Origin of the sequence: Geodermatophilus sabuli (genome assembly GCF_900215145.1) — a bacterium.
Lineage (GTDB): Bacteria > Actinomycetota > Actinomycetes > Mycobacteriales > Geodermatophilaceae > Geodermatophilus > Geodermatophilus sabuli.
This window is the reverse complement of record NZ_OBDO01000001.1, coordinates 772,514-785,865: the sequence shown is the minus strand read 5'-3', so window position 1 is coordinate 785,865 and position 13,352 is coordinate 772,514. Positions and strand designations below refer to the sequence as shown.

Annotated in this window: 9 protein-coding genes; 6 read left to right on the top strand and 3 right to left on the bottom strand. The window is 74.5% G+C overall.

Annotation, left to right across the window (positions count from 1 at the left end; genetic code table 11):
• Nucleotides 1-145 precede the first annotated feature (145 nt).
• From lpdA to CRP39_RS03740, 3 genes are all read left to right on the top strand, one after another.
• Nucleotides 146-1,525 (top strand): dihydrolipoyl dehydrogenase, encoded by a 1,380-nt coding sequence (gene lpdA, locus CRP39_RS03750; RefSeq protein WP_097204454.1) that lies wholly within the window; start codon nt 146-148, stop codon nt 1,523-1,525.
• 50 nt (nt 1,526-1,575) lie between these two features.
• Nucleotides 1,576-3,474: a 2-oxoglutarate dehydrogenase, E2 component, dihydrolipoamide succinyltransferase gene (gene sucB, locus CRP39_RS03745; protein WP_097204453.1), complete on the top strand. Its 1,899-nt coding sequence runs from the start codon at nt 1,576-1,578 to the stop codon at nt 3,472-3,474.
• A gap of 74 nt (nt 3,475-3,548) precedes the next feature.
• On the top strand, nt 3,549-4,454 hold the full coding sequence (locus CRP39_RS03740) for a TIGR01777 family oxidoreductase (protein ID WP_097204451.1): 906 nt from the start codon (nt 3,549-3,551) through the stop codon (nt 4,452-4,454).
• A 1-nt stretch (nt 4,455) separates the two neighbouring features.
• Here the strand turns inward: CRP39_RS03740 and CRP39_RS03735 are convergent, their stop codons facing one another.
• Nucleotides 4,456-6,183, bottom strand: a complete 1,728-nt coding sequence (locus CRP39_RS03735) for a serine/threonine-protein kinase (protein WP_097205130.1) — start codon at nt 6,181-6,183, stop codon at nt 4,456-4,458.
• 152 nt (nt 6,184-6,335) lie between these two features.
• Here CRP39_RS03735 and CRP39_RS03730 point away from each other — a divergent pair, with 152 nt between their 5' ends.
• Nucleotides 6,336-7,070: a Type 1 glutamine amidotransferase-like domain-containing protein gene (locus CRP39_RS03730; RefSeq protein WP_097204449.1), complete on the top strand. Its 735-nt coding sequence runs from the start codon at nt 6,336-6,338 to the stop codon at nt 7,068-7,070.
• Nucleotides 7,071-7,144: 74 nt separating this feature from the next.
• Nucleotides 7,145-7,789 (top strand): lipoyl(octanoyl) transferase LipB, encoded by a 645-nt coding sequence (lipB, locus tag CRP39_RS03725; protein ID WP_097204447.1) that lies wholly within the window; start codon nt 7,145-7,147, stop codon nt 7,787-7,789.
• Between the two features lie 63 nt (nt 7,790-7,852).
• Here lipB and leuS read toward each other — a convergent pair whose 3' ends face one another.
• A complete protein-coding gene (gene leuS / locus CRP39_RS03720; protein WP_342744213.1) occupies nt 7,853-10,807 on the bottom strand; it encodes a leucine--tRNA ligase in 2,955 nt (984 codons plus the stop codon).
• A 396-nt stretch (nt 10,808-11,203) separates the two neighbouring features.
• Nucleotides 11,204-12,133, bottom strand: a complete 930-nt coding sequence (locus CRP39_RS03715) for an LLM class F420-dependent oxidoreductase (RefSeq protein ID WP_097204445.1) — start codon at nt 12,131-12,133, stop codon at nt 11,204-11,206.
• Nucleotides 12,134-12,251: 118 nt separating this feature from the next.
• On the opposite strand from CRP39_RS03715, the gene CRP39_RS03710 reads away from it, so the two are divergent.
• Nucleotides 12,252-13,286, top strand: coding sequence for a hypothetical protein (locus tag CRP39_RS03710; protein WP_097204443.1), 1,035 nt, complete (start codon nt 12,252-12,254; stop codon nt 13,284-13,286).
• The last annotated feature ends 66 nt before the right edge of the window (nt 13,287-13,352 follow it).

Sequence of the window (13,352 nt, the reverse complement as noted above, 5' to 3'; positions counted from 1 at the left end):
CGTCCGAACCGGCCACGGCCGCGCCGCGACGTCCGCGCTTGCAGAACGGCACTGTCGGCCGTCGCGTTCCCGGAGTGGCAGGATGGACGCAGACGTTCCCCCGCCGGCGTGAACGCAGACGGGCCACTGCATTCGAGGAGATCTCGTGAGCGCACCCACCTCCCCCGCCGACCTGGTCATCCTCGGTGGTGGCTCGGGTGGCTACGCCGCGGCACTGCGCGCCGCGGAGCTCGGCATGTCGGTCGTGCTCATCGAGCGCGACAAGGTCGGCGGCACCTGCCTGCACCGGGGCTGCATCCCCACCAAGGCCCTCCTGCACGCCGGTGAGATCGCCGACGCCGCCCGCGAGGGCGAGCAGTTCGGCGTCAAGACGTCGCTGGCCGGCATCGACATGGACGGGGTCAACGGCTACAAGGACGGCGTGGTCTCCCGGCTGTACAAGGGCCTGCAGGGCCTGATCAAGAGCCGCAAGGTCAACTACGTCGAGGGCGAGGGCCGGCTGGTCTCCCCGACGGCCGTCGAGGTCAACGGCCAGCGCTACGAGGGCAAGCACGTCCTGCTCGCCACCGGGTCCTACGCCCGCACCCTGCCGGGCATCGAGATCGACGGCGCCCGCGTCATCACCAGCGACCACGCGCTCAACCTCGACCGCGTGCCCGCCTCGGCGATCGTCCTGGGCGGCGGGGTCATCGGCTGCGAGTTCGCCAGCGCCTGGAAGTCCTTCGGGGTCGACGTCACCATCGTCGAGGGCCTGCCGCACCTGGTCCCCCTCGAGGACGAGGCCTCCTCCAAGCTGCTGGAGCGCGCCTTCCGCCGCCGGAAGATCGAGTTCTCGCTGGGCAGCCTGGTCTCGAGCGTGCAGACCACCGAGAACGGCGTGAAGGTCACCCTGCAGAACGGCAAGGAGTTCGAGGCCGAGCTGGTGCTCGTCGCCGTCGGCCGCGGCCCGGTCAGCCAGGGCCTGGGCTACGAGGAGGCCGGGGTCGCGATGGACCGCGGCTACGTCCTCGTCGACGAGTACTGCCGCACCAACGTCCCCACCATCTCCGCGGTCGGCGACCTCATCCCCACCCTGCAGCTGGCCCACGTCGGCTTCGCCGAGGGCATCCTCGTCGCCGAGCGGCTGGCCGGGCTCAACCCCGCCCCGATCGACTACGCCGGCGTCCCGCGCATCACCTACTCCGACCCCGAGGTCGCCTCCGTGGGTCTCACGGAGGCCCAGGCCAAGGAGCGGTTCGGCGAGGTCAAGACCCTCACCTACGACCTCGGCGGCAACGGCCGCAGCCAGATCCTCAAGACGGCGGGCGCCGTCAAGCTGATCCAGGCCGTCGACGGCCCCGTCGTCGGCGTGCACATGGTGGGCAGCCGCGTCGGCGAGCTCATCGCCGAGGCCCAGCTGATCTACAACTGGGAGGCCGAGGCCGACGACGTCGCCAGCCTCATCCACCCGCACCCGACGCAGAGCGAGGCCCTCGGCGAGGCGCACCTCGCGCTGGCCGGCAAGCCCCTGCACGTGCACGGCTGATCACGCACCACCCCCACCCACCCGAAGCGCCACGAAGGAGCCCCGCCCCGATGCCGACCTCCGTCACCATGCCCGCCCTGGGCGAGAGCGTCACCGAGGGCACGGTCACCCGCTGGCTCAAGCAGGAGGGTGAGCAGGTCGAGGTCGACGAGCCCCTCCTCGAGGTCTCGACCGACAAGGTCGACACCGAGATCCCCTCGCCGGCGGCCGGTGTCCTGAGCAAGATCCTCGTCGCCGAGGACGAGACCGTCGAGGTCGGCGCCGAGCTCGCCGTCATCGGTGGGGACGGCGCCGGCGGCGCTCCGGCCGCCCCGCCGGCGTCCGCCGAGGACGCCACGGACACGCCGCAGACGCCGACCGAGCAGGTCGACGACACCGACGCCGCGGGCCAGCAGGAGCAGGCCCCGGCTGCCCCGGCCCCGTCCGGCGACTCCGGTGGCTCCGGTGGCGGTCAGGGGACTCCGGTGACGATGCCGGCGCTCGGCGAGAGCGTCACCGAGGGCACCGTGACCCGCTGGTTGAAGTCCGTGGGCGACGAGGTCACCGCCGACGAGCCGCTGCTCGAGGTGTCCACCGACAAGGTCGACACCGAGATCCCCGCACCGGTCTCCGGCACCCTGCTCTCGATCTCGGTCAACGAGGACGAGACCGTCGACGTCGGCGCGGAGCTGGCGATCATCGGCAGCGGCGCCGCCGGTGGCGGTGGCGGCGCTCCCGCGCCGCAGGAGGCCCCGGCCCAGCAGCAGGCGCCCGCCCAGGAGGAGGCCCCGGCCAAGCAGGAGGCGCCCGCCCAGCAGGAGGCGCCGGCCAAGCAGGAGGCCCCGGCCCAGCAGCCGACGCCGGAGCCGGCCCAGGCCGCCACCGCGACCGAGCAGCCCGGTGGCGACTACGGCTCCAGCGGTGCCCAGCCCACCCAGTCGCCGACCTCCGCGCCCGCCCCGGCGCAGGCGGTCGCCCCGTCCGCGCCCGCGCCGCAGGCCGGTGGCGGGGACGGCGGCGGCGCCTACGTCACCCCGCTGGTGCGCCGGCTCGCCGCGGAGCACGGCGTCGACCTGTCCTCCGTGACAGGGACCGGCGTCGGCGGGCGCATCCGCAAGCAGGACGTGCTGGCGGCAGCCGAGGCGGCCTCCGCGCCGGCCCCGGCCGCGGCTCCGGCCGCCGCCTCGGCGGGTGCCGGCCGCACGCCGCCGAAGCCGTCGCCGGCGGCCATGCCCGACACCTCGCTGCGTGGCCGTACCGAGAAGCTCTCCCGGCTGCGGACGGTCATCGCCCGCCGGATGGTGGAGTCGCTGGCGGTCAGTGCCCAGCTGACGACCGTCGTCGAGGCGGACGTGACGGCGATCGCCCGGCTGCGCGCCCAGGCGAAGAAGGACTTCGAGGCCCGGGAGGGCGTCAAGCTCTCCTTCCTCCCCTTCTTCGCCAAGTCCGCGGTCGAGGCGCTCAAGGCCCACCCGGCGGTGAACTCCTCGATCGACCTCGAGGCCGGCACGGTCACCTACCACGACTCCGAGAACCTCGGCGTCGCGGTGGACACCGACCGCGGGCTGCTGGTGCCGGTCATCAAGGACGCCGGCGACCTCAGCCTCGCCGGGATCGCCCGCAAGATCGCCGACCTGGCCGAGCGGACCCGCACGAACAAGGTCACCCCCGACGAGCTCGGTGGCGGCACGTTCACGCTGACCAACACCGGCAGCCGCGGGGCGCTCTTCGACACGCCGATCATCAACCAGCCGCAGGTCGCCATCCTCGGCACCGGCTCGGTCGTGAAGCGTCCGGTCGTCGTGCAGGACGAGGACCTCGGCGAGGTCATCGCCGTCCGGTCGATGGTCTACCTGGCGCTGACCTACGACCACCGGATCGTCGACGGCGCCGACGCCGCCCGGTTCCTCACCACGGTGCGCGAGCGGCTGGAGGCCGGTCAGTTCCACGGCGAGCTCGGTCTCGCCTGATCCACACCGATCGGGGCCCCGGCTGATGCCGGGGCCCCGATCGCGTTCCGCTGCCCGGCTCGGCGAGGAGACACATGAAGGTCGCGGTCACCGGGTCCTCCGGGTTGATCGGGTCGCACCTGGTGCCGGCGCTGCGCGCCGACGGCCACGACGTGCTGCGATTGGTACGGCGGACGCCGCGGACTGCGGACGAGCACCGCTGGGACCCCCAGCACCACCGGATCGACCCCGCCCTGCTCGCCGACGTCGACGCGGTGGTCAACCTGGCCGGGGTGGGCATCGGCGACCGCCGGTGGACGGCCGCGTACAAGCAGGCGGTGCTCTCCAGCCGGGTGGACGCGACCCGCACCGTCAGCGAGGCCCTGGCCGCCGCGACAGCCGCCGATCCGACGCGCCCTCGCGCCCTCCTCTCGGGCTCGGCGGTCGGCTGGTACGGCGACACCGGTGACCGCGAGGCCGACGAGGGTGCTCCCGCCGGGGACGACTTCCTCGCTCGCGTCTGCACCGAGTGGGAGGCGGCCACGGCACCGGCCGCGGACGCCGGCGTGCGCGTGACCCTGCTGCGGACGGGCCTGGTGCTGGGCCCGGGCGGGCTGCTGGGCCGGTTGGCCCCGCTGTTCAGGTTCGGGCTCGGTGGCCGGCTGGGGTCGGGACGGCAGTACTGGCCGTGGATCAGCCTGACCGACGAGGTCGACGCCATCCGGTTCCTGCTGGCCACACCCGTGGCCGGGCCGGTGAACCTCACCGCCCCGACGCCCGTCACCAACGCGGAGTTCGCCCGCACCCTGGCCCACGTGGTGAACCGACCGGCCGTGCTGCCGGTACCCGGTGTCGCGCTGCGCCTGGTCGTGGGCGAGTTCGCGCCCGTGGGGATCCTGGCCGGCCAGCGAGCGGTCCCGGGCCGCCTGCGGGACGCCGGTTTCACCTGGACCCACCCCGACCTGGACGCCGCGCTGCGGGCGGCCCTCGGCCGGGGTTGACTCACCCCGTCCGCTGCGCGGAGTCGATCCGCCACCGTCCGTCGGCCTGCACCAGGGTCATCCGGACCTCCACCTGCCCGCGGTCCTCCACCGTCCGAAGGGCCGGTCCGTCCGGCGCCGAGGTCGCGACCACGTCGTACGCCGGCCAGGTGTCGACGACGTCCAGGGTGACCCGGCCGGTGGCTGCCCCGCCCTGGACCACCGCGACCCGGACGACCGCCGGCGCGAACCCCCGCACCGACTCCCCCGCCCGCACGAACGCCTCGACGGTGGCCCGATCCGTCGACAGCAGGGGGCTGGAGCCGGTGTGCACCTCGTCGAGCAACTGGGCGGAACCGGTGGCGAAGGCCGTGGTGCGCCGCTGGTAGAGCTCGGCGAGCCGGGCCGTCCACGCCTCGGGTGAGTCCCCGTCGGGCGGGCCCACGTCGGGCGGGCCCACGTCGGGCGGGCCCACGTCGGGTGGATGCACGTCGGGCGGGTGCACCTCGGCCGGGCCGGGGTCCGTCGGGGCTCCCGGGTCCGCCGGGTCCGCGGCGGGCTGCTCCGCCGGGCCCGGCGTCGGGCTCGAGGTGGCGGCCTGGTCCTCCAGCCCGGTGGCCACCGGGCCGTCCGCCGCTCCACCCTGCTCCTCGGAAGGACCGCGGAGCCACAGCGCACCGGTCATCAGGGCGACCAGGGTGACCGCCACGCCGATCCGGGCCACCAGCGCCCGCGGGGACGCACCTCGCAGTGCCCGGACGGCGGCGTCGATCCGCGCCCCCGGGCCCCGGGTCGCCGGCGCTGGCTCGGCTGTCGGACGGCGGTGCCGCCCCGGCACCTGATGGGTCAGCTCCGTCCGAGGGCCGTGACCGGTGGCTGCCGGGTCGTCGTCCACGCCACCGGCGGCAGGCAGCCGGACCGGCTCGGGCCGGCACGCGTGTCTCAGGTCCAGCGCGAAGGCCGCGGCCGAGCCACGCTCGGACGGCTCCGGGGACAACCCGCGAGAGATGACGGCGAGCAGTTCCGCCGGCGCGCCGGGAGCGAGCTCCACGAGGTCGGGCAGGTGCCCCTCGGCGGCGATCCGCAGCGTCTCGGCGGGAGTGGCGGCGTTCCACGGGGCCACTCCGGTGAGCGCGTGGAAGGCCGCGGCGGCCGCCCCGAACACGTCGGAGGCGGGACCGGGGGCGCCGCCGCGGGCGACGGTCGGGTCGACGTAGGCCGGCGTCACCTCAGCCGCGGCGCTCTCGCCGAGCACCCGCGCGACCCCGAGGTCCGTGAGCACCGGGCGGCCCTCCGCGGTGAAGACGACGTTGCCCGGCGAGAGGTCCCCGTGCACCACCCCCCGGTCGTGGGCGTGCGCCAGGGCGGCCGCCACCGGCGCGATCGCGGTGACCACCTCCCCCGGGCGCAGCCGGCCGCGGCGGGCCAGGAGCGCGGCGAGGCTGCCCCCGGGAAGCAGGTCGAGCACCAGTGCCACCCGGGACTGCCCGCCCCGCCGCGGTTGGTGCACCACCTCGTGGAGACGGACCAGGTGGGGGTGGTCCAGCTCGCCGAGGAGCGCCGCCTCCCGCGCCTGCCGCTCCGGGTCCCCGGCCACCAGCACCTTGACCGCGACCGGCGCTCCGCCGGCCCGGGGCACCGCCCGCCACACCTCCCCCGAGCCGCCCCGCCCGAGCAGTTGCTCGAGGCGGTACCCGGGCACGACGGGGACGTCCGCGGATCCGCGCGGCGCTGGCAGGGGTGTCGGCATGACGGGCACCGTAGGTCGCCGCGAGCCTCCCCCGCTCTCGTCGTCCACAGGCGGGGACGTCGTCCACCGGCACGGTCCCGGCCGCCCGCGCCCGCCGCGAGCGGCCTACGTTCGGACCGATCCGCCGCCGTCCTCCGAGGAGCTGCCCGACCGTGCCCGCCTCCGCGCCGACCATCCTGGCGACCAGCATCGGCTTCGACTCCCGGGGCCGCGGCCCCTACGACTGGGCGCCGGGCCCGGTGTTCGACCTCGCGTTCGACCTCGCCGGGGCGCCCGACCGGCCGAGACTGTGCTATCTGGGCACCGCCACCGGTGACGACCCGGTGCGCGTGGCCGGCGTCTACGGCGCCTTCGCAGGCAGCGGCGTCGAGGTCAGCCACCTGAGCCTGTTCACCATGCCCACGGTGCCCGACATGCGGGCCCACCTGCTCGCGCAGGACGTGGTCTGGGTCGGGGGCGGCAGCGTGGCGAACCTGCTCGCAGTGTGGCGGGTGCACGGGCTCGACGAGCTGTTCCGCGAGGTCTGGGAGGCCGGCGTCGTCCTCGGCGGGGTGTCGGCCGGGTCCCTGTGCTGGCACGTCGGTGGCACCACCGACTCCTACGGCCCGGACCTGCGGCCGGTCACCAACGGCCTCGCCCTCATCCCGACCTCGAACGGGGTGCACTACGACTCCGAGGAGCAGCGGCGCCCGCTGTACCACCGGCTCGTCGCCGACGGGACGCTGCCGGGCGGGCACGCCACCGACGACGGCGTCGGGCTGGTGTACCGGGGCGCGGAGCTGGTGGAGGCGGTCGCCGACCGGCCGGGCAAGGCCGCATACCGGGTCGAGCGCGGACCGGACGCTTCGGCCGTCGAGACCCGGCTCGAGCCCCGGCGGCTGCGCTGAGTGGCCCTGTCCGGGTCCCGCCTCCAGCTGGCGCGCGGTGGGGAGGACGGGGTCCCTTCTCTAGGCTGGGCGTCGTGAGCGATCTGCAGGTACTCCGGCTCGGCACCGTCGACTACGAGCAGGCGTGGGCGCAGCAGCGCGAGCTGCACACCCGCGTGGTGGAGGGCTCCGCACCGGACACGTTGATGCTGCTGGAGCACCCGCCGGTCTACACGGCCGGCAAGCGCACCGAGCCCCACGAGCGCCCGTTCGACGGCACCCCGGTCATCGACGTCGACCGTGGCGGCAAGATCACCTGGCACGGGCCGGGACAGCTGGTCGGGTACCCTATCGTCCGGCTGGCCGACCCGGTCGACGTGGTCGCCCACGTCCGGCGCCTCGAGGGGGCACTCATCGACGTGTGCGCCGGGCTGGGCCTGGCCACCGAGCGGGTCGACGGGCGCAGCGGGGTCTGGGTCCGCGCCGACGACCGCGGCCCGGACCGCAAGGTGGCGGCGATCGGCGTCCGGGTGGCGCGCGGCGTCACGATGCACGGGTTCGCGCTCAACTGCGACCCCGACATGGCCGCGTTCGCCAACATGATCCCCTGCGGCATCGTCGACGCCGGTGCCACCTCACTGACCGCCGAGCTGGGTCGTGACGTGCCGGTCGCGGAGGTCGTCGACGCGGTCGAGGCCGCCATGCGGCGGGTGCTGACGCTGCAACCCGCCGGCGCCTGACCGCAGCGGGGCGCGCGGCGGCCCCTCCCGAGCCCGCGCGGGACGCCGGGGAGGGGACTGCCCTCAGCCGAGGACGAAGTTGACCAGCCGGCCGGGGACGGCCACGACCCGGCGCACCGTCTTCCCGGTGATGTGCCCGGCGATCTTCTCGTCGGCGCGGGCCGCGGCCTCCAGTGCGGCGGCGTCGGCGTCGGCCGGCACCGAGACCTGCGACCGCACCTTGCCGTTCACCTGCACGGCCACCTGCACGGTGTCCTCGACCAGCCACTGCTGGTCGGCCACCGGGAACGGCGCCCACGCCACGGAGTCGGTGTGGCCCAGCCGCGACCACAGCTCCTCGGCGAGGTGCGGCGCGAGCGGCGCCACCAGCAGGACCAGCGGCTCCGCGACCGACCGCGGCACCGGCGAGGTGGCCCCGAACGCCTGCGTCAGGTGGTTGGTCAACTCCGTGATCCGGGCGATGGCGATGTTGAACCGCAGCGTGGCCATGCCGTCACGCACGCCGTCGATCGCCCGGTGCAGCGCCCGCAGGGTCTCCTCCGAGGGGGCCTGGTCGTCGTCGGCACGGACCGCCCCGGTCTCCTCGTCGACCACCACGCGCCAGATCCGCTGCAGCAGCCGCTGCGACCCGACGACCGCCTTGGTCTCCCACGGACGGGACTGCTCCAGCGGACCGGTCGACATCTCGTACACCCGGAACGTGTCGGCCCCGTAGGCGCCGATCATCTCGTCCGGCGTGACCATGTTCTTCAGGCTCTTGCCGATCTTCCCGTACTCACGGTTGACCGGCTTGCCCTCGTAGAGGAACTGCCCGTTCTCCTCCACCACCTCGGCGGCGGGCACGTAGAAGCCGCGCTCGTCGGTGTAGGCGTAGGCGGAGATGTAGCCCTGGTTGACCAGCCGGCGGAACGGCTCCTCGCTGGAGACGTACCCCAGGTCGTACAGCACCTTGTGCCAGAAGCGGGCGTACAGCAGGTGCAGCACGATGTGCTCGACCCCGCCGACGTACAGGTCGACGCCGCCGACGTCGCCCTCCCCGCGGGGACCCAGCCAGTAGCGCTCCAGCTCCGGGTCGACCATCTGCTCGTCGTCGCCCGGGTCCAGGTACCGCAGGTAGTACCAGCACGAGCCCGCCCAGTTGGGCATCGTGTTGGTCTCCCGCCGGTACTGCTTCGGACCGTCGCCCAGGTCCAGCACGACCGTCGTCCACTCGGTCGCCCGGGACAGCGGCGGCTCCGGCTCGGAGTCGGCGTCGTCGTCGTCGAACGTCTTCGGCGAGTAGTCGTCGACCTCGGGCAGGAGCACTGGCAGCATCGACGTCGGGACGGCGACCGGCAGGTCGTCCTCGTCGTAGACGATCGGGAACGGCTCGCCCCAGTAGCGCTGCCGGCTGAACAGCCAGTCGCGCAGCTTGTAGGTCGTCGTGCCCTCGCCGGAGCCACGGGCGACCAGCCAGTCGGTGATCCGCGTGATCGCCGCCACCTTGTCCAGCCCGTTCAGCGAGATCTCGTCGTTGGCCGAGTTGATCATCGGGCCGGTGCCCGTGTACGCCCCGCCGTCGAAGTCCTCCGGCGGCTGCACCGTCCGGACGACCGGGAGCCCGAAGACCTGCGCGAACTCGAAGTCGCGGGTGTCCTCCCCGGGCACGGCCATGATCGCGCCGGTGCCGTAGCCGGTCAGCACGTAGTCGGCGATGAACACCGGCAGCTCACGGCCGTTCACCGGGTTGACCGCCGTGACGCCGAGCCAGACGCCGGTCTTCTCGCGGCCGGTGTCCTGGCGGTCCAGCTCGGAGCGGCGGGAGGCCTGCCGCTGGTAGGCCTCGACGGCCTCGGCGGGAGTCGCCGCGCCGCCGGTCCACCGGGGGTCGGTGCCGTCGGGCCAGGACGGCGCGGTCAGCGAGGGGACCAGCGGGTGTTCCGGAGCGAGCACCATGTAGGTGGCGCCGAACAGGGTGTCCGGACGGGTGGTGAAGACCTCGATCGTCTCCGCGCGAGCATCCACCCGCCCCGCGGCCCCGACGGTGAACCGGATCCGGGCGCCGGTCGAGCGGCCGATCCAGTTGCGCTGCATGACCTTCACCGACTCCGACCAGTCCAGCCGGTCGAGGTCGTCGATCAGCCGGTCGGCGTAGGCGGTGATCCGCATCATCCACTGCTTGAGCGGGCGCCGGAACACGGGGAAGTTGCCGCGCTCGGAGCGGCCGTCCGCGGTGACCTCCTCGTTGGAGAGGACGGTGCCCAGCCCCGGGCACCAGTTCACCGGGGCCTCGTGCAGGTAGGCCAGCCGGTGGGCGTCGATGACCCTGCGGCGCGCGACCTCGCCCAGCTCCGCCCACGGCCGGCCGGAGGGGTTGGTGCCGGGAGCGGGCTCCCGCGTGCCGGCGTCCAGCTCGGCCACCAGCTCCTCGACCCGGCGGGCCTTCCCCGCCTCCGGGTCGAACCAGGCCCCGAACAGCTGCAGGAAGATCCACTGGGTCCACTTGTAGTAGCCCGGGTCGATCGTGGCGAAGCTGCGGCGGTCGTCGTGGTCGACGCCCAGGCGGCGCAGCTGGGCCTTGATGGCCGCGATGTTGGCCTCGGTGGTGATCCGCGGGTGTTGCCCGGTCTGGACGGCGTACTGCTCGGCGGGCAGACCAAAGGCGTCATACCCCATGGGGTGCAGCACGTTGTCGCCGTCCATCCGGCGGAACCGGCTGGTGACGTCCGTGCCCAGGTAACCCAGCGGGTGGCCGACGTGCAGGCCGGCGCCCGACGGGTACGGGAACATGTCCATCGCGAAGAACTTGGGCCGGTCGGCGACCCGCTCGAAGCCGGCGGAGAGCCGGCCGGTCGGGTTCGGGGTGTGGAACGTCCCCTCGGCCTCCCAGCGGTCCTGCCAGGCGAGCTCGATCTGCTGCGCCAGCGCGGGCGTGTAGCGGTGCGGGGGGACGCCGTCGACCGTGGGGTCGGCGTTGGGCTGGCTCGCCGTCTGGCTCATCGTCTCGTGCTCCCGGATCGTCGTACCGGCGGCGGACATGAAAAGACCCCTCGCACAGGAGGGGTCGCCGTGCTGTCCGGACTGCTCAGGTCAGCACGGCGGGGTGAGCAGCAGCCGCCTGGTCACGTCTGCGATCCTACCGCGCCGCCGCGGCGATCCCCCGCCCTTCCGACCAGCACCGACGACGACCCCGCCGCCCGCCGGGTCGGGCGGACGGGGCCGGGTCGGCCGCTCAGTCCAGCTCGGCGCACCAGGACGTCGTGCAGCGCGGTGTCGAGCGCGCCAGGCGGCCCGCTGACCGACAGGTGGATCCCATCGAGTTCCCGTGGTGCTCCCAGTAGGCGGAGCTCAGGTCGGCCTACTGGGGGCGGGGAGTGCTCGGATGCACCCGTCCGGGGCTGGACCTCCACCTGAGGTCGAACTCGGAGCCCGTCGTCAGCCCAGCTGGGGTGCGATCTCGGCGGCGACCAGGTCGAGGTGGTCGAGGTCGGCCAGGTCCAGGACCTGGAGGTAGACCCGCGAGGCACCGGCCTGCCCGTACCGGCCCAGGGTGTCGATGACCTCGGCCGGGGTGCCGGCCGCCCCGTGCTCCCGCAGCTCGTCGACCTCGCGGCCGATGGCGGCGGCCCGGCGGGCGAGCTCGGCCTCGTCCTCGCCGGCGCACAGCACCAGGGCCGAGCTGTAGACCATGGACGCCGGGTCGCGGCCGGCCTCCTCGCAGGCCTCCCGCACCCCGGCGAACAGGCGCGCGTTCTCCTCGACGGGGGCGAAGGGCACGTTGAACTCGCCGGCGTAGCGAGCCGCCAGCCGCGGTGTCCGCCGCTTCCCGCGGCCACCGACCAGGACCGGGACGCCGCCGGCCTGCACCGGCTTGGGCAGCGCCGGGGAGCCGGCCACCTGGTAGTGCTCACCGGCGAAGTCGAAGGTCTCCCCCGCCGGCGTGTTCCACAGGCCGGTGATGACGGCGAGCTGCTCCTCGTAGCGGTCGAAGCGCTCGCCCAGCTCCGGGAACGGGATGCCGTAGGCCCGGTGCTCCTCCTCGTACCAGCCCGAGCCGATGCCGAGCTCCACGCGGCCGCCGCTCATCTGGTCCACCTGCGCCACCGAGATCGCCAGCGGACCAGGGAGGCGGAAGGTCGCCGCGGTCATCAGCGTCCCGAGCCGGATGCGACTGGTCTCGCGGGCCAGCCCGGCGAGGGTCACCCAGGCGTCGGTCGGTCCGGGCAGGCCGTCCCCGCCCATGGCCAGGTAGTGGTCGGACCGGAAGAAGGCGTCGAAGCCCGTCTCCTCGGTCCGCCGCGCGACGGCGAGCAGGTCGTCGTAGGTGGCACCCTGCTGGGGTTCGGTGAAGATGCGTAGCTGCACCGCCGAACGCTAACCAGGACGGCCGGGATCCGTCGTCCCGAGATCGCGTTCGGGGTGTGCCCGTCGCGGCGAGCGGGCAGGATGGGCCGCCGAGACGATCAACCCGGAGGTGCATCCCGTGTTCCGCAAGAAGACGCACGGCCAGATCATCGGCGAGGAGCTCCAGGAGGGCTTCAGCCACATCGGCACGGCGGTGGCGGAGGCCGGTCGGGCGGCGGCGGAACAGCTCGCACCGCGCGTCGAGGCCGCCCGCGAGGCGACCGGCCCGGCGCTGGACGCGGCCAGGGTCGCCGTGGCGCCCAAGGTGGCAGCCGCCGTGGCCGTCGCCGCCCCCGCCGTGGCCTCGGCCAGAGACGCCCTCTCCCCCCGCGTGGACGCCGCCCGCGGGGCGGCCGCACCACGCGTCACGGCGGCGCTCACCAGCGCCCAGCTGGCCGCCAGCAGAGCCGCGGCCGACCTCGCCCCCCGGGTGGAGGCGGCCCGCGAGGCGGCGCACAAGGCCCTCGAGCACGACGTCGTCCCGCGGCTGACCGCGGCGCAGGCGGCCACCCTCGCCTACGCCGCACCGAGGGTGCTGGCCGCCCGCGAGGCGGTGTCCCCGGTGCTGGAGTCCACCCGTGAGTCCATCGCGACCGGGCTCCACCACGCGCTCGAGGAGCTCGACGTCCGCCGCGAGGAGCTCACCGCCACCACCGCCAAGGCCAAGAAGCAGGCCGTCAAGCGCAGGCGGGCCCTGGAGAGGAAGGCGGCGAAGGCGAAGAAGCACGTCCGGCGGACGGTGGTGGCCGAGCGCGGGCCCCGCCGCTGGCCGTGGCTGCTCGCCGTCCTCGTGGTCGGCGCGGCTGCCTTCGCCGCGCTCCGTCGGCGCAAGGACGACGACCTGTGGACCCCCGCCCCCAGCGGCGACGGGCCCGTGCCCAGCTACCGAGAGGACCCCGTGCCCAGTTCCCCGAGCAACAGCGGCAAGACCGTCTCCACCGCCCAGGACGTCCCCGGCGACTCCGCACCCGCGGAGCAGGACATGGGCGTGCGCGACGCCCAGCTCGTCCAGGGCGACGGCCCGGACACCGACACCGTGAACGGCTCCGACGCGCAGCAGCCCTTCAGCGGCGGCGGCGGTGCCGACGAGGGCCCGACCGCCGGGCCCCGCTGACGAGCCCTGACCGCCACGCCGCCCCCGTCGCCGACGCGACGGGGGCGGCGTGCGTGCGGAGTACCG

Bases quoted from the DNA above. Each gene is read 5' to 3' on its own strand.
- CRP39_RS03740 (WP_097204451.1), top strand. From the start codon at position 3,549: ATGAAGGTCGCGGTCACCGGGTCCTCCGGGTTGATCGGGTCGCACCTG.
- leuS (WP_342744213.1), bottom strand. From the start codon at position 10,807: ATGTCCGCCGCCGGTACGACGATCCGGGAGCACGAGACGATGAGCCAG.
- CRP39_RS03735 (WP_097205130.1), bottom strand. From the start codon at position 6,183: ATGCCGACACCCCTGCCAGCGCCGCGCGGATCCGCGGACGTCCCCGTC.
- sucB (WP_097204453.1), top strand. From the start codon at position 1,576: ATGCCGACCTCCGTCACCATGCCCGCCCTGGGCGAGAGCGTCACCGAG.